Below are 16434 nucleotides of genomic sequence, written 5' to 3'. Positions count from 1 at the left end.
GGCCCCTCGTCGTCGCGCTACTCGCCCTTGGCCTCCTCGGCCTTCTTCTTGTCCTGGGCCTCGCCCTCTTCGATCACGGCCTCCGCGACCGCGGCCATCGTCATCCGGCGGTCCATCGAGGTCTTCTGGATCCACCGGAACGCGGCCGGCTCGTTCAGCCCGAACTTCGTCTGCAGCACGCTCTTCGCCCGGTCCACCAGCTTCCGGGTCTCCAGCCGCTGGGTGAGATCCGCGATCTCCTCCTCCAGCGTCCGCATCTCCGTGTACCGCGAGACGGCCATCTCGATCGCGGGCACGAGGTCGCTCTTGGAGAACGGCTTCACGATGTACGCCATCGCACCGGCGTCCCGCGCCCGGTCCACCAGCTCCCGCTGCGAGAACGCGGTCAGCATCAGGACCGGCGCCAGGTGCGCCTCGTGGATCTGCTCGGCGGCGGAGAGCCCGTCCAGGACCGGCATCTTCACGTCCAGGATCGCCAGGTCGGGGCGGAGCTCCTCGACCAGCCGCACCGCCGTAGCCCCATCGCCGGCCTCGCCGACGACGGTGTACCCCTCCTCTTCGAGCATCTCCTTCAGGTCGAGGCGGATCAAAGCCTCGTCCTCGGCGATCACAATCCGGGTGATCTGGGGCATGTCGGTCTCAAGCGGCTCGGGCTGCTCGTCGGCGGTGCTCACGGGGCTCCTAGTTCCGGCGGGGTACTGCATGCACGAGGGTACCTAGCTGCGCCGGACAACGTGCGCAGGGTATCCTTCACGGGCGCGAACTTGCCGGGTTGGTGGAAGGGCAGACACGATCGCCTCAAAAGCGATTGCTCGAAAGGGCGTGTGGGTTCGAATCCCACACTCGGCACCAGATTTTCCCTTATATTCCCAGGTAATGGGAAGTTCATCACATCTGATGGACCATGCGCGAACCGCCACCACACGGTCCCCGCCCTCTCATGCTGGCGCACATGACCACCCCTTCTGTGCGCGAACAAGCAGTCCTCCTCCTGCGCCGCGGCCTCCGCAATGTCGAAGTGGCCCGACGCCTCGGCGTCCCGCCCGGCACGGTCTCCTGGTGGAAGCACGAGGATCTCGCCAAACACGGCACACTCCCCGGCCGCAAACACTCCGCCTGCCTGCACTGCTTCGGCGACGAGCTGGACCGCCCCGCCTACTCCTATCTGCTGGGCCTCTACCTCGGCGACGGCCACATCCTGCTGCCCAACAAGTACCGCAGAACCCAGAGCCTCCAGATCACCTGTGACGACCGCTGGCCCGGAATCACCGATTCCGTCGAACGTGCCATCCGCCAGGTTCTCCCCAACAACAAGCCCTGCCGGGTGAGACGTACCGGCTGCCACGACATCAAGGTCTACTCGAATCACCTGACCTGCTACTTCCCCCAGCACGGCCCCGGAAAGAAGCACGAGCGCCCGATAGCCCTGGAGCCCTGGCAGCAGGACATCGTCGACGCCAACCCCTGGGAGTTCCTGCGCGGCCTGGTCCACTCCGACGGCTGCCGGATCACCAACTGGACGACGCGGACGGTCGGCGGCGTCCAGAAGCGCTACGAGTACCCGCGGTACTTCTTCACCAACACCTCGACCGACATCATCCGCCTCTTCACCGCCACCCTCGACGCCGTCGGCGTGCAATGGAAGGCCTCGATCCCCCGCCCCACCGGCCAGGTGAACATCTCCGTAGCCCGCAAGGCGTCGGTCGCCCTCATGGACGCCCACATCGGCCCCAAGTACTGACCACGGCTCGGCTCGGGGAGCTACGCCCCGAGCCTGGCGTCGCCCCAGACCCCGTAGCTGTAGGGGGACAGGTCCGCCGTCGTGGCGTAGGTGACCACGATCTTCAGGCGCAACGCGTTCCTGACGTCGACGGTGAGCTGCTGCGACTGCCCGAGCGAGAGGGTCTGCTGGGCCACGGACCTGCCGTCGACGAGGACTTCGAAGGTCAGGACCGTGCCCGTGGGCGAGTCGTCGCGGGCCCCGATCGTGGCGCTGAACGTCTGCCAGGAGCGTTCGAGGTTGTACTCGGCCGCGTTGGACGGGATGGAGGTGAGATCCGTCCTGAGGGAGACGCTGTGGGCGTAGTTCGTGCCGTTCACGAGTGCCGCGCCGTTCTCGACGCCGTAGGTGGAGGAGAACGGGTCGTTGTCGCTGAGGTACTGCGTTCCGGCCGTGAAGGACGTCGTGGGCGAGCCGGAGCCGGGCGAACCGGAGGTGGGCGAGCCCGGCGTGGGCGACGCGGAGAGGTCGGTGGCGGACGGGGCGGTGGCCGTCACGGTGACGGTCCGGGTCGCCGTCGCGGCCGTGGTGGAGGCGGCGGGCGACGAACCGCCGGAGCCGCACGCGGCGACCGCGACGGCGGTCAGGCCGGCCGTCGCGGCGGCGGCCAGGAGCCGATTCGCCCGCCGGTACCCCCGAAGCGGCGTCCCGGGTGTTCTGCCCATGTCCCTCAGCTCCTAGGTCGCCGGCGGCTTGGGCGGGTCGTAGGGCGGCGGGGGCGGCACATTCACCGGTGGCTTCGCACCGACGTGCCACTCGGCCTCGTCCTGTGTCGGGGGCCGGTCCCGCCGGACGGCCGCCACCACGGTGAAGGCCGCTGTGGCGATGGCGGCGAGCAGACCGATCCAGAGGCCGGCTCCGGTCGAGGCCGAGGTCTCGGTCAGCTGGTTGTTCAGGTCCACCAGGTCGGAGACGTCGGCCACTTTGACGATGTAGAGGACCAGCAGAACGGACGCCGGGATCAGCGCGATCACGGCGAATCTCCGGTCGTCCCGTGCGAATGCCGCGCCGACGAGGCCGAGGAAGGCCAGGACCATCACGATGATCAACGCCGGTCCGGCCGCCTGCATGCCCTCCCCGAAGGCGTCGACGGTGGTGTACGTGTCCGAGACCCAGGGGGCGAAGAGCATGAAGAAGCTCAGCACTGCCGTGCCTGCGGCCGCCACCAGCGGCCAGTCGCGGGACAGCCGGGGTGCGATGCCCCCGCCTCCGCGCTGCGGGGGATCCTCGTGGGCCATGGCTCCTCCGTCCGTGCGTGACGTCGCACTCGTTTCCGGGGAGGGGATTGCGGGAGCCGCACGGTCGGGTGCCGAGGCTCCCCTTTCAGCATGTGGCGGCCGTGGAGGAGGTGCAACCTCGGTTAGACCCCGCCTCCGGCGTGCGTGGCACGGCGGCCCGTGGTGCGCTGGAGTTCCGGGACCAAGGGGCGGCGCAGGGTCCCGATGCCGCTTGCGCGCCACACCGGCGCCCTACTTGACCGACAGTCACCTCCACGTGGAACCGGTGATACCGATGGCGGGAGTCAACCCGCGACGGTGGCCGGCCCTGCTCGGCGCGTTCATGCTGGCCGCCGCGGGCGCGGCGCTGCCGGACGGTGCCGCCGCCGCACGTCCGGCGCTCGTGCCGGCCTGCCTGACCGTGAGCCCCGATCCGGGCGGCCCGCACGACAGCTGGTCGTCGGCGGCGCCGATCTCCACGCAGCGCTACTTCCTCGCCGCGGCGACCGACTGTGACGGAACGGTCTACGCCGTCGGCGGACGGGCGGCCACGACGCCGAACCCGGGGCCGTCGGACTTCGCGCGCAGCGATCTGGTGGAGAACTACGACCCGAGCAGCGGCTCCTGGACAACGATGCCCGCATTGTTGAGCGCGCGGGACAGGCTGGCGGCCGTCACCGACGGGGACGGCCGGATCCTGGCCATCGGCGGCGACGACGCCTACTCGGGCACGGCCGTCGAGGTGTACACGCCCGGTTACGGAGCATGGCAGGCGATGCCCAGTCTGCCCGTGGAGATGCCGTTCCCCTCGGCCGCTTCAGACGCCGCGGGGAACGTCTACGTCTTCGACGGCGACGAAACCGCGGTCTTCGACGCGGTTTCCAGGACCTGGCAGACCGGGCCCCCGATGCCGACGCCCCGCGAAGGCGCGGTGGCCACGACCGGTGCGGACGGGAGGGTCTACGTGATCGGCGGGTACGCCACCGCGGCGCCCGCCGTTCCCACGAGCACGGTGGAGGTCTTCACACCGAGCACCCGGGAGTGGAGCCAGGCGGCGCCCATGCCGGGGCCGAAGGCCCGGGCCGCGGGGGTGACGGCCCCGGACGGGCGGATCTTCGTGTTCGGGGGCGACTCCGAGCCCGGGGACACGCCGACGGCGGTGACCTACGCGTACTCGCCGGGGACGGACTACTGGGAGCCCGCCGAGAGCATGCCGCACGCCAGGGACTGCGCGGCGGCGGCGGTCGGCGGCGACGGACGGATCTACCTGGTCGGGGGCACGGAGGGTGACACCGAGCAGACCTCCACCACGGACGTCGACGTCTACACGCCCTGACCGGCCGGGCGGGCGGCACCCCTCGGAGGGGCGCCGCCCCGACCGCACCCGGGGGCGCGGTCAGTTGTCCAACGCCCCCACGTGGTGGACGCGGACGAGGTTGGTGGAGCCGGCGAGGCCGGGGGGCGAGCCGGCGGTGATGACGACGATGTCGCCCTTCTGGCAGCGGCCCAGGGAGAGCAGTGCCGCGTCGACCTGTTCGACCATCTCGTCCGTGGTGGGGGCGAAGGGGCCGAGGAAGGTCTCGACGCCCCAGGTGAGGGCGAGTTGGCTGCGGACGGCGGGTTCGTAGGTGAAGGCGAGGACGGGGATGGGCGAGCGGTAGCGGGTGAGGCGGCGGGCGGTGTCTCCGGACTGGGTGAAGGCGATGAGGTACTTGGCGCCGAGGAAGTCGCCGATCTCGGCGGCGGCGCGGGCGACGGCGCCGCCCTGGGTGCGGGGCTTGTTGCTGGGGGTGAGCGGGGGCAGGCCGGCGGCGAGGGCGTCGCCCTCCGCCGCCTCGATGATGCGGCCCATCGTCCGGACCGTCTCGACGGGGTACTTGCCGACCGACGTCTCGCCGGAGAGCATCACCGCGTCGGTGCCGTCGAGGACGGCGTTGGCGACGTCGGAGGCCTCGGCGCGGGTCGGGCGGGAGGCGTTGATCATCGAGTCGAGCATCTGGGTGGCGACGATGACGGGCTTGGCGTTGCGCCTGGCCAGCTTGACGGCGCGCTTCTGGACCATCGGGACCTGTTCGAGGGGCATCTCCACGCCCAGGTCGCCGCGGGCCACCATGATGCCGTCGAAGGCGTCCACGATGGAGTCCAGGTTGTCGACCGCCTGCGGCTTCTCCACCTTGGCGATGACGGGGACGAAGCGCCCCTCCTCGGCCATGACGCGGTGGACGTCCTCGATGTCGCGGCCGCTGCGGACGAAGGAGAGGGCGACGAGGTCGGCGCCGGTCCGCAGGGCCCAGCGCAGGTCGTCGACGTCCTTGTCGCTGAGCGCGGGCACGGAGACGGCGACGCCGGGGAGGTTGAGGCCCTTGTGGTCGGAGACGAGGCCGCCCTCGATGACGGTGCAGCGGACGAGGGGTCCGTCGACGTCGACGACTTCGAGGGTGACGCGGCCGTCGTCGACGAGGATCCGCTCGCCGCGGGTGACGTCGCCGGCGAGGCCGGCGTAGGTGGTGCCGCAGATGTGCTGGTCTCCGACGACGTCCTTGTCGGTGGAGATGGTGAACTCGTCGCCGCGTTCGAGAAGTACGGGTCCTTCGGCGAAGGTGTCGAGCCGGATCTTCGGGCCTTGAAGGTCGGCGAGCACGCCGACGCTGCGGCCGGTCTCGTCCGCGGCCTTGCGGACCCGGCGGTAGCGTTCCTCGTGCTCGATGTGGGAGCCGTGGCTCAGGTTGAATCGGGCGATGTCCATCCCGGCGACGACCAGTGCCTTGATCTGGTCGTACGAGTCGGTGGCGGGCCCGAGGGTACAGACGATTTTTGCTCGGCGCATAGTGCTGAGAGTACGGATTACCGGCGCGTAACATCGACGTGCGTCCGGACAGCGGGATGACCTTTGCCGGAAGGCGAGTTGAACAATCTGACACATGGTCGGACAGGTGTGCGCGCGGTCGTCGTCGGCCCGCTCCCCGATGCGATTCCGTGAAGGGGTGTTCACCCCCGGTTCACCACCCCTTCGGCCTCCGCTCCCGCCCCGGCGGGACGCTCGTCACCCGGGTGTACCGCCCGGGCACGGAGTGGGCGAGGGGGAAACGTTCGGCATGAGGCGTGTGTTCGGGGTACTGGCGGCGCTGGCGCTGCTTGCCGGGGTGGGAGTCGCACTGCTCTGGCCGGGTGACGAGCCCGACGGCTCGGACGAGGTCGTCACCATTTCCGGCCTGATCGGCTCGGAGAAGAGGGAGTTCTTCGCGGACCCGGATGTCGTCGCGGAGTTGCAGAAGCAGGGCCTGAAGGTCACCACCGACACCACCGGCTCCTGGCTGATGGGCGAGAGCGATCTCGCGAAGTACGACTTCGCCTTCCCGGCGAGCCTCTCGCCGGCGGAGGAGATCCGCAAGCAGCGGCAGATCAAGAGCGAGCCGGTGCGGCCGTTCTACTCGCCGCTGGTGGTGCTCGCCCACCGGTCGATGGCGGAGGTGCTCAAGGAGAACGGCCTGGCCGGCCAGAGCAGCTCGGAGCCGGCGGTCTGGACGCTCAAGATGGACGCCTACCTGAAGGCCGTGCAGGAGGGCCGGAAGTGGCAGGACCTCAAGGGGGCCGGCAGTCACAACGAGTTGAGGGGGCTGCTCTTCCTGACCACCACCGACCCGTCCACGTCCTCCTCCGGGGCGCTGTACCTGGCGACCGTCTCGTACCTGGCCAACGGCCACCAGGTGGTGTCGGACGACGCCGGCGTGGGCGCGGTCAAGGACGTGGTCCGGCAGGTGACCTCGGTCCAGGGCGACCAGAAGACCAGCAGCGACGGCCCGTTCAAGGACTTCCTGTCCGGGGTGGGCAACGGGCCGGTGCTGGCGTACGAGTCGCAGATGGCGGCGCTGACCGCCAAGGGCGTGTCCACGCCCGGTGGTTCGGCGGGCGACCTGGTGGTGCTGTACCCGGACACCACGGTGTTCAGCGACCACACCCTGGTGGCGCTCAAGCCGGGCGCCGAGAAGCTCGCCGCGGTGCTGCGGGACGACCAGGTCCTGCGGGACCTGGAGGCCAAGTACGGCTTCCGTCCGCAGGCGGACCCGGGGGCGCTCGGCAAGGCCGTCCAGGGCCGGCAGGGACCGGCGTACGCCTCCGACCTGGCGGCGGCCGGCGTGCAACAGGCGCAGGTGCCGACGGTGGCGGTCCTGAACAAACTGATCAACGCGGCCAAGGGGAAGTGACGGGGGATGGCGACGGGTATGCGTGCGAAGACCGCGGTGGTGCAGGGCGGCCGGGTGATCGCGGCGGGGGTGGCCCTGCTGGTGGCGACGGCGTGCACCTCCTCCTCCGGTTCGTCCCCGGCCCCGAGGCCGAGCGACGCGCCGGCCCCGACCGCGCAGGCGGGTGTGCTGCGGGTGCTGGCCGGCAGTGAACTGCAGGACATGGCACCGGTGTTGGAGGAGGCGCAGAAGGCCACCGGGGTGACGGTCCAGTTCGTGTGGACGGGGTCGCTGGACGGGGCGGACGCCGTGTCGTCGGGGCGGGCGGACGGGAAGTACGACGCGGTGTGGTTTCCGTCCAACCACTACCTGCGGCTGGACGACTCGGGCCGGTCGAAGCTGCTGTCGGAGACGCCGGTGATGGTGTCGCCGGTGGCGGTGGGCGTGCGGTCGGCGACGCTCAACGAGCTCGGCTGGGGCGACGGTTCGAAGGTGAGCTGGGCGCAGGTGGCGGATGCGGCCTCGGCCGGGAAGCTGTCGTACGGGATGGCGGATCCGTCGCGGTCGAACTCGGGCTTCTCGGCGCTGGTCGCGGTGGCCTCGGCGTTCTCGGGGGCGGAGTCGGCGCTGACGGACGCGGACGTGCAGAAGGCGACGCCGTCGCTGAAGAGGTTCTTCACGGGGCAGAAGCTGACGTCGGGTTCGTCGGGCTGGCTGGCGCAGGCGTACGGCCGGGCCGAGCAGGGCCGGGTCGGGGCGTTGGTGAACTACGAGTCGGTGCTGTTGTCGATGAACAGGACGCTGGCGGAGGGGCAGCGGCTGACGGTGGTGCGGCCGACGGACGGGGTGGTGTCGGCGGACTACCCGTTGACCCTGCTGGGGTCGTCGGCGCAGCGTGAGCGGGACTCGTTCCAGCGGTTGACGGCGTACCTGCTCAAGGACGACGTGCAGAAGCGGATCTCGGAGCTGACGCTGCGCCGTCCGGTGGCGGCGGGTGCGGCCCCGGCGTCGTCGTTGCCGGGCGACCGGCGGCGTGAGCTGCCGTTCCCGGGGTCGAAGTCGGTGGCGGACGGGTTGCTGGCGTCGTACCAGAACGAGCTGCGGCGGCCGTCGCGGACGGTGTACGTGCTGGACACGTCGGGTTCGATGGCGGGTGACCGGTTGGCGTCGTTGAAGAGGGCGCTGGGGCGGTTGACGGGGGCGGACGACACGCGGGGGGTGCGGCGGTTCCGCAACCGCGAGGAGGTGACGTTGATGTCCTTCGCCTCGAAGGTGAAGTCGACGAAGACGCATGCGGTGCCGGCGGCGGACGCGCAGCAGGAGCTGACGTCGATCAACGCGGACGTGCAGGCGTTGTCGGCGGACGGCGGTACGGCGGTGTACAGCTCGGTGGAGGAGGCGTACAAGCTGATCGAGCGGCAGCAGGCCGAGGCCAAGGACGACCGGTTCACGTCGATCGTGGTGATGACGGACGGCGAGAGCAACGAGGGTGCGTCGGACCGGGACTTCAAGGACTTCTACAACGGGCTCTCGTCGGCGCAGAAGGCGGTGCCGGTGTTCCCGATCCTGTTCGGTGACGCGGCGAAGACGCAGTTGCAGGGGATCGCGGACCTGACCGGGGGGAAGTTGTTCGACGGGACGGGCTCGTTGGACGGGGCGTTCGAGGAGATCCGTGGTTACCAGTAGCGGTACCGGCTCCGGCGGCGCCGGCGGTCCGGCCGGCCCGAACGGCCGTGGGGGCGGCGGGGGTTCGGGCGGGCGGCGGGTGCTGGGGTATCTGGAGTCGACCCGGAACCTGGTGGGTTGCGCGGCCGGTGCGGGTGGGCTGGGGTTGCACCTCGCGGGGCTGGGCGGTGCCTGGTGGCCGGGGATCGTGGCGGCGTTGTACGGGGCGGGGGTGCTGCTCTGGCCCGGCGGGCAGGGCGGCGCGGGTGGCCGGGGCGGCGCGGGGGGTCAGGGCGGGTCGGGCGGCCGGGGCGGTGCGGGCGGGCCGGTTCCGCCGCAACCCCGTCCGGTCTGGACGGAGTTGGAGGAGCTGCGGGTCTACCTGCGCGGCGTTCCGCGGCCGCCGGACCCGGCGAAGCTGGACGCGCTGCTGGAGGGGCTGCTGGACCGGCTCGCGGAGCTGGGGCCGGGGCCGGGCACGGAGCCGGTCGTCGGCCTGCGGCTGCCGGTGGCGGTGGACGGCTACCTGCGGGCCCTGACGTGGGAGCGCTGGCGGCCGGGTGCGGGTGACCCGGGCGCCGAACTCGCGCACGAGGTGGAGCTGATGGCGGCGGGCCTCACGGTCTGACCCCTGGGCGGGCGCGGCCGGCCGTGGTCCGGTCGGCCGTGCCCGCCGCGGGCGGTCTCAGCCCTCCAGCACGCCCGCCAGCTCCGCCCGGCGCCGGACGCCGAGCTTGCGGAAGCTGTTGGTCAGATGGGTCTCCACCGTCCGTACGGCGAGGTGCAGCATCCCGGCGATCTCCGCGTTGGAGCTCCCGGCCGCCGCCATCCGGCAGATCCGCAGTTCGCTGTCGGTCAGGGCCTCCGTCCCGGCGTGTTCGCCGCGGCCGAGCCGGGCGCCGGAGGCGCGCAGCGACTCCACGGCGACCGCCCGCAGCCGGACGGCGCCGAGCTGTTCGGCCCGGACGGCGGCGTCCCGCAGGGCCCGGCGGGCGGCGCCGCGCCGGCCGCCGTCGGCGAGCAGCCGGCCGTAGGTGATCAGTGCGGGGATCAGTTCGGTCTCCACCCCGGCGCCGCGCAGGAGGTCGACGGCCTCGGCGGCGAGGTCGAGCCCGTGCCGGCCGCCGGTGGCGGCGGCGAGGGCGCGCAGGGCGCGGCCGACGGTGCGCGGGGTGCCCCAGACGCGGGCGAGCCGCAGCTCCTCCTCGGCGAGGGCGACGGCGGGGCCGGGTTCGCCGAGCAGGGTGTGGCAGTCGGCGGCGGCGGAGCGCCAGGGGGTGACGATCGGGCTGAGGACCTGTCGTTCGTCCTGCCGGCGCCCGCACTCCAGCAGGTCGGCGAGGGCCGCGGCAGGCTCGCCGGTGGCCAGCCGGAGCATGCCGCGGGCGTACAGGTACTCGTTCCACTCCCAGGAGCCCTGGGCGCGGTCGGCGGCGACGGCCCGGGCCAGGCCGTGGGCCTGCCAGTACCGGCCGGTCTCGGTGAGGGCGAGGACGGCCTGGGCGACCAGGTGGGCGTTCTGCTGGCCGAGCAGCCCGGCGTAGCGGGCGCGGGCGGCCTCGGTGCCCTCGGGACCGTCCGGTCCGTGCCCGCCGGGTCCGTGCCCGCCGGGTCCGTCGCCGTGAGGTGCCTGCCCGTTCGGGCCGTACCTGTTCGGGCCTGGCCCGTCCTCCGGCTGGGCGCCGCACCACCAGGACCAGACCGACCGCTCGGCCCGGGCCGGCAGCGACCGGCCGGCCCGGGCGCCGGTCTCGCCCGCGGCCCGTCCGGACTCGTCCCACCCGGTCTCGCCCCGTCCGGACTCGCCCCGTCCGGACTCGCCCGGGCCGCGCGGCCCGGAGGGTGCCGGCCCGGTGAGGGCGAGGTCGTCCAGCAGCGCCTGGTACTCCCCCCGCATCACCCGCGCCTCGGCCCGGACGCTCAGCAGGCACTGGTAGCCCGGGTCGAGCGACGGCCCCCGGTACGCGGCGAGGCCGCGCTCGACCAGCCGGTCGGCCTCGGGGAGCAGGTCGGCCCACTGGGCCAGGGTGGCGGCGGAGACCAGGACGTAGGAGCGGCAGAGCGGGTCGACCGGGGCGGCGAGCAGTTCCTCGATCCGCCCGCCGACCTCGGCGGCGGAGAGCACCCCGCTGGTCGAGTCGAACTCGGTGAGCAGCGCGTAGGCGGGCGGTGCGAGCCGCTGGGAGGAGCGGGCGGCGAACCCCTGGACGCGCTCGACCACCTGGATCCAGCTGCGCCCGTCGTGTGCGGCGATCAGTGCGGCGGCGGCCTGCACGGCGTGGACGAGGTCGTCGCGGTCGGCGAAGCGCTCGGCCAGCTCCTCCATCAGCTCCAGTGCGGCGGGGGCGTCGCCGCGGGCGGCGAGGACGGCGCCGAGCGTGTTGGCGGTGCGGAAGACGCCCTCGTCGGACTGCTGGAGGTGGACGGCCTCGGCGAGGCGGCGGACGCCCGCGGTGCGCTCGTCGGGGCCGAGGGTCACCTCCAGGCTGCCGAGTTCGGTGAGCACCAGGGCGCGCCGGCGGTCGCCGAGCGGTTCGGCGAGGACGCGGCGCAGCAGGGTGACGGCGTCGGCTGGGCGGTCGGCGTCGGCGGCCTTGCGGGCGGCGTGGCGGAGGGTGTCGACGGCCCAGCGGGGGCCGGGGGCGGGGGTGAAGAGGAGGTGTCCGGCGACGCGTTCGTCGGGGGCGCCGACGCGGTGCAGGAAGGTGGCGGCGGCGCGGTGGACGCGGGCGCGGTGGCCCGGCTCGTGGCCGGCGAGGACGGCGTCGGCGAGCAGCGGGTGGGCGAAGCGGGGCCAGCGGCCGGGGCCGGGGTCGTCGAGCAGGCCCTGGGCGGTGAGGTCGGCGAGCCAGCCGGCGAGCTGGTCGGGGTCGGCGTCGGCGAGTTCGGCGAGCATGGCCGCGGGGTCGTCGTGGCCGGCGACGGGCAGTGGTGCGGTGCGGGCGGCGGGGTGTTCGTGCATCCGGGCGATGACGCGGGCCGCGGTGAGGGCGCGGTCGCCGCCGCCGCGCAGCCAGGCCTCGACGGCTTCGGGGAAGGCGTCGCCGGGCAGGCGGGTGCAGTGGTCGGGGAGGGCCTGCGGGGCGGGTGCGGGGTGGTGGTGCAGGTCGCCGAGGAGGGCGGTGAGCAGCAGCGGGTTGCCGCCGGTGGCGCGGACGCAGTCGGCGGTGAGGGCGGTCGGGGTGGCGGGGCCGAGGTGGTGTGCGGCGAGGCGGGCGGCGGCGGGGGTGTCGAGCGGGCCGAGCGGGACGGTCTCGGCCAGCCCGGGGGGCAGGCCGCGGCCGAAGCGGGTGGGCGGGGTGCCGAGGACGGACTGGCGGCGTTCGGTGGCGAGCAGGAGGACGGGCAGGCGGTCGATCCGGCGGGCGACCTGGAGCAGCCAGTCGCAGGTGGGCCGGTCGGCGTGGTGGATGTCGTCGACGGCGAGCAGGACGGGGCTGTGGGCGGCGTGCAGGCGCAGCAGGGCCCAGAGGTCGGTGGTGGCGGGGTCTGCGGGCCGCTCGGCCGGGTCCGTCGGGCCGCCCGTCCCGGTCCGTCCGGCCTGTCCGGCCTGTCCGGCCTGTCCGGCCTGTCCGGCCCACCGGCCGCGGTCGGTCCGTTCGCCGCGGTCGGTCCGTTCGCCGCGGTCGGCGTCGTCGAAGCGGGCCCGTTCAGCGCTGTGGGGCCCGTCGGAGCGGGCCCGTTCGCCGCCGTCGGCGCGCACGGGGTGCTCGTCGGGGCCGGTCTCGAACAGCTGGCGGGCGGCCGCGTACGGGGTGCCGGCCTCGTCGGCGGAGCAGCGGGCCCACAGCACGGTGGTGCCCTCGGCGGCCGCGCGGCGGGCGGCCTCGGCGAGCAGGGTGCTGCGGCCGGTGCCGGCCGCGCCGGTGAGCAGGAGGACGCCGCCGGTGCCGGCCCGGGCGCGGTCGGCGAGGGCGGTGATCCGGCCGAGCTGGCGGTCGCGGGCGGTGAGGTGCACGGGTGCGGCCTGCTGCGGTCCGCGGATCCTGACGGTGCTCATCTGTTTCCCCTCCCCGTCGTTCCCTCCGGCGCGGCCGGTCGGGCACTCTTCGCCGTCATTCAGGGAAACGGCTTGACGGGGTATCAGCGCCTGGGCTAGCGGTGTGATTCTCGTCGCACCCCTGCCCGGCGGGTGCGGCGGCCGTCTCCCCGGGGCCCGGCGCGGCCTCGCTTGTCCGCACAACCCGTAGGCCGACGCCGCTTCGCACCTTACCTCCGGGCTGCCTCCTGGGGCAGGTTCGGCCGCTCCGGAGGGCGCTCCCGCGGTGCCGTGAGGGCGCCGGCGGGCGGCCCGATCTCGTGGTGGACCACGATGGCCGTGGCCGCCCGCCGCGGGAAAGCATGGAGCCACGGGGGCACCGCAGCCCCGGGCTCCCGGGGGCACCCCTGCCCCGGGACGCATCACTGCACGGTCCCCCGCCCGGTCGGGTTCATGCAACGCCCCCCCAGCGCGCGGCATGCCCGGATGTCCGGGTGGCGGGCCGGGATTCTCCAGGAGGGGGCCAGATTGACTGTCCTGCACACCGAGCCCGACCACCGCGGCGCCGCCCGGCGGCTGCCGGCGACGGCGACGCCGACTCGTGCCGTGCCGCCCCAGCGTCCCGCGCCCGTGCGCCATGCCGCCGCGGCCTCGGCGGCCCCGGCCGGCGGCCTGCGCACCGGCGTGGTGGTGCGGGCCGCGGACCCGATCTCGCGGGCCGGCGCGGAGGCGCAGCTGCGCCGCCACCCGGGCCTGGAGCTGATGGCGGACGACGCTGCGGTGACGCCCGGCGCGGTCACCGTGCTGCTCGCCGAGTCGGCGGACGCCGCCGTGGTGGCGACGCTGCGCCGGCTGGTGCGCGGCGCGGACCAGAAGGTGGTGCTGGTCGTCGAGCGGATGCGCGAGGCCGAGCTGCTGGAGGCGGTGGAGTGCGGGGTGGCCGCGATCCTCTGGCGCCGGGAGGCGACCGCCGAACGGCTGGGCCGGGCGGTGCTCGCCGCGGCGCGCGGCGACGGGGACCTGCCGGCCGATCTGCTGGGCCGCCTGATCAGCCAGGTGGGCCGGTTGCAGCGCAGTGTCCAGGGGATGCCCGGGCACGCGCCGACGGGGCTGTCGGAGCGTGAGTCGGACGTGCTGCGGCTGGTCGCCGAGGGGTGGGACACCGGGGAGATCGCGGCCCGGCTGTCGTACTCGGAGCGCACCGTCAAGAACGTGCTGCACGGTCTGACCACCCGTCTGCAGCTGCGCAACCGGGCCCACGCGGTCGCCCACGCCGTGCGCGAGGGCTACATCTAGGACCTCCGGGTCCGTTTCCGGGCAGCCGTTCCACCCGCCCGCCGTGTCCGCACGGCGCGGCGGGTGGCGCGTTTTCCGGGCGTGTCCGCCCGGGGCCTGCCCGGTCGAGGTCCGGACGCGGTCCGGACGCGCCCCGGACGGGGGCTGCGGAGGTGGGCCGCGGAGGTGGGCCGCGGGCCCGTCCGCCCGCTTCGTCCGGTCGGGCCCGAACCGCGCAGCACCCGCCCGGCCGCGTCACGAACGAGTCGCCAAGATCTCACCTGCTGGAAACGTCCCGGGGCTATCAATCCGCCTGACTGCACGGCACACTTCTACGCGCGTACCTCTACGCGCGTCACCATTACCTCCGCGGACGCATCGTTGACGATGCGTCCGCAGTCCCCACCCGGGAGAGCCGTCCATGTCCCTGAACCGCCGTGACTTCGTCACCCGGTCCGCCGCCACCGCCGCCGGTGCGGCCCTCGCCGGCGGTGCCTCGCTCGCCGCCGCCTCCCCCGCCGCGGCGGCCGGCCCGGACGACGCCCGCGCCAAGGGCAAGCCCGCCAAGAAGCAGGCCTTCACCGTCATGGGCACCACCGACCTGCACGGCCGGGTGCTCAACTGGGACTACTTCACCGACGCGGTGTACGCCGACAAGGCGCACAACGAGGTCGGCCTCGCCAAGATCTCCAGCCTGGCCAAGCAGGTCCGCGAGGAGAAGGGCTGGGACCGCTGCCTGCTCATCGACGCGGGCGACATCATCCAGGGCACCCAGCTGACCTACTACTTCGCCCGCGTTGAGCCGATCGCCACCGACGCTGACACCGCACCCGAGCACCCGATGGCGCTCGCCATGAACCTCATGGAGTACGACGCGGCGGCGCTCGGCAACCACGAGTTCAACTACGGCATCCCGACCCTGCGGGCCTTCGAGGAGCAGCTGGACTTCCCGCTGCTGGGCGCCAACGCGCTGCACGCGAAGGACGAGAAGCCCGCCTTCAAGCCGTTCGTCATCAAGGAGCTGCACCTGGGCGGCGGCCGGCCGCTGAAGGTGGGCATCCTCGGGCTGACCAACCCCGGCATCGCGATCTGGGACAAGGCCAACGTCGCCGGCAAGATGGTGTTCCCCGGCATCGTGGAGATGGCGAAGAAGTACGTGCCCCGGATGAAGGCGGCGGGCGCCGACATCATCGTGGTCTCCGCCCACTCGGGCATCGACGAGCCGACCACGTACGGCGACCAGCTTCCCTGGCCGGAGGACGCCTCGGGCGAGATGGCCGAGACCGTCCCGGACATCGACGCGGTGCTGGTGGGCCACACCCACAAGGAGGTGGCGCAGCGGCTGATCGTCAACAAGCAGACCGGGAAGACGGTGGTGCTCTCCGAGCCGCTCTGCTGGGGCCAGCGGCTGACCTGCTTCGACTTCGAGGTGGAGTTCGACCGGGGCGCGTGGAAGCTGGTCTCGCTCTCCTCCCGGGTGCTGAACTCCAACACCGTGCCGGAGGACCCGGAGATCGCGAACGCGCTGGCGGACCAGCACAAGAAGGTCGTCGCGTACGTCAACCAGCCGATCGGCACCTGCAAGGCCGAGCTGTCGATCGCCGAGTCGCGGTTCAAGGACACCCCGATCATCGACCTGATCGGCCGCGTCCAGGCCGACGTCGTGCGGGAGGCGCTGGCCGGCGGCCAGTACGCCAAGCTCCCGGTGCTGGCGCAGGCCGCGCCGTTCAACCGCACCGCCCTGATCCCGGCCGGGCAGGTCAAGCTGCGGGACGCCGCCGGGCTGTACATCTACGAGAACACCCTGGAGGCCCGCATCCTGACGGGCGCCCAGATCAAGGACTACCTGGAGTACTCGGCGAAGTACTACGCCCAGGTCGCCCCCGGTGCGCCGATCGACAAGGACACCCTGACCAACGCGCAGACCACCCCGGACTACAACTACGACGCGGTGTACGGCGTCTCGTACGACATCGACATCTCGCAGCCGGTCGGCTCGCGGATCGTCAACCTGTCGTTCGACGGCAAGCCGATCGACCCGGCCGCCCAGTTCGTCCTGGCCGTCAACAACTACCGCGCCAACGGCGGTGGCAACTTCCCGCACGTCGCGAAGGCCCAGAAGGTGTGGGCCAACTCGGACGAGATCCGCAACGCGATGATCGCCTGGGTGAAGGCCAAGGGCGTCATCGACCCGGCCGACTTCGCCGGTGAGTCCTGGCGCCTGGTCCGCGCCGGCCAGCCGGTGTTCTGACCCGACGCACGCACCGACCGGCCCCGGACCGCTCTCGACGGTCCGGGGCCGTTCGCGTCCGGCCGACCGCCGGAGAACGGCGC

At 73.0% G+C, this 16434-nt stretch carries 12 protein-coding genes and 1 tRNA gene; 8 read left to right on the top strand and 5 right to left on the bottom strand.

Annotation, left to right across the window (positions count from 1 at the left end):
* Positions 1–17: 17 nt before the first annotated feature.
* Entirely contained in the window at positions 18–704 is a 687-nt protein-coding gene (locus J5Y04_RS12405; protein WP_374106000.1) for an ANTAR domain-containing response regulator, read from the bottom strand.
* Positions 705–766: 62 nt separating this feature from the next.
* On the opposite strand from J5Y04_RS12405, the gene J5Y04_RS12400 reads away from it, so the two are divergent.
* Positions 767–852 (top strand) — tRNA-Leu (locus J5Y04_RS12400).
* Between the two features lie 100 nt (positions 853–952).
* Positions 953–1741, top strand: coding sequence for a helix-turn-helix domain-containing protein (locus J5Y04_RS12395; RefSeq protein WP_374105999.1), 789 nt, complete (start codon positions 953–955; stop codon positions 1739–1741).
* Between the two features lie 20 nt (positions 1742–1761).
* On the opposite strand, the gene J5Y04_RS12390 is transcribed toward J5Y04_RS12395, so the two are convergent.
* Both J5Y04_RS12390 and J5Y04_RS12385 read right to left on the bottom strand, forming a co-directional pair.
* Complete coding sequence (locus tag J5Y04_RS12390; protein ID WP_209412019.1) at positions 1762–2445, bottom strand: NPCBM/NEW2 domain-containing protein; 684 nt, start codon at positions 2443–2445, stop codon at positions 1762–1764.
* Between the two features lie 12 nt (positions 2446–2457).
* Positions 2458–3018, bottom strand: a complete 561-nt coding sequence (locus J5Y04_RS12385) for a hypothetical protein (RefSeq protein WP_209412018.1) — start codon at positions 3016–3018, stop codon at positions 2458–2460.
* Between the two features lie 274 nt (positions 3019–3292).
* Here J5Y04_RS12385 and J5Y04_RS12380 point away from each other — a divergent pair, with 274 nt between their 5' ends.
* On the top strand, positions 3293–4333 hold the full coding sequence (locus J5Y04_RS12380) for a kelch repeat-containing protein (RefSeq protein WP_209412017.1): 1041 nt from the start codon (positions 3293–3295) through the stop codon (positions 4331–4333).
* A 60-nt stretch (positions 4334–4393) separates the two neighbouring features.
* On the opposite strand, the gene pyk is transcribed toward J5Y04_RS12380, so the two are convergent.
* Complete coding sequence (gene pyk, locus J5Y04_RS12375; protein WP_209412016.1) at positions 4394–5824, bottom strand: pyruvate kinase; 1431 nt, start codon at positions 5822–5824, stop codon at positions 4394–4396.
* 268 nt (positions 5825–6092) lie between these two features.
* Here pyk and J5Y04_RS12370 point away from each other — a divergent pair, with 268 nt between their 5' ends.
* Genes J5Y04_RS12370 through J5Y04_RS12360 form a run of 3 tightly spaced genes read left to right on the top strand, consistent with a single transcriptional unit; the run spans position 6093 to position 9474 of the window.
* Positions 6093–7202, top strand: coding sequence for a substrate-binding domain-containing protein (locus J5Y04_RS12370; RefSeq protein WP_209412015.1), 1110 nt, complete (start codon positions 6093–6095; stop codon positions 7200–7202).
* An 18-nt stretch (positions 7203–7220) separates the two neighbouring features.
* The gene (locus J5Y04_RS12365; RefSeq protein ID WP_245204683.1) at positions 7221–8867 is read left to right on the top strand and encodes a VWA domain-containing protein; all 1647 of its coding nucleotides are present in this window, start codon (positions 7221–7223) and stop codon (positions 8865–8867) included.
* Complete coding sequence (locus tag J5Y04_RS12360) at positions 8854–9474, top strand: hypothetical protein (RefSeq protein WP_209412013.1); 621 nt, start codon at positions 8854–8856, stop codon at positions 9472–9474. The genes J5Y04_RS12365 and J5Y04_RS12360 overlap by 14 nt, the downstream gene beginning before the upstream one ends.
* 57 nt (positions 9475–9531) lie before the next feature.
* Here J5Y04_RS12360 and J5Y04_RS12355 read toward each other — a convergent pair whose 3' ends face one another.
* Positions 9532–12846: a LuxR family transcriptional regulator gene (locus J5Y04_RS12355; RefSeq protein ID WP_209412012.1), complete on the bottom strand. Its 3315-nt coding sequence runs from the start codon at positions 12844–12846 to the stop codon at positions 9532–9534.
* 609 nt (positions 12847–13455) lie between these two features.
* Between J5Y04_RS12355 and J5Y04_RS12350 the strand changes: the two genes are divergently transcribed.
* Complete coding sequence (locus tag J5Y04_RS12350) at positions 13456–14121, top strand: response regulator transcription factor (protein WP_307853086.1); 666 nt, start codon at positions 13456–13458, stop codon at positions 14119–14121.
* Positions 14122–14521: 400 nt separating this feature from the next.
* On the top strand, positions 14522–16351 hold the full coding sequence (locus tag J5Y04_RS12345; RefSeq protein ID WP_209412011.1) for a bifunctional UDP-sugar hydrolase/5'-nucleotidase: 1830 nt from the start codon (positions 14522–14524) through the stop codon (positions 16349–16351).
* Positions 16352–16434: the final 83 nt, after the last annotated feature.

It is taken from the genome of Kitasatospora sp. RG8 (assembly GCF_017813315.1).
GTDB lineage: Bacteria > Actinomycetota > Actinomycetes > Streptomycetales > Streptomycetaceae > Kitasatospora.
The sequence above is the reverse complement of the archived record's forward strand: the minus strand, read 5'-3'. Positions and strand labels throughout refer to the sequence as shown.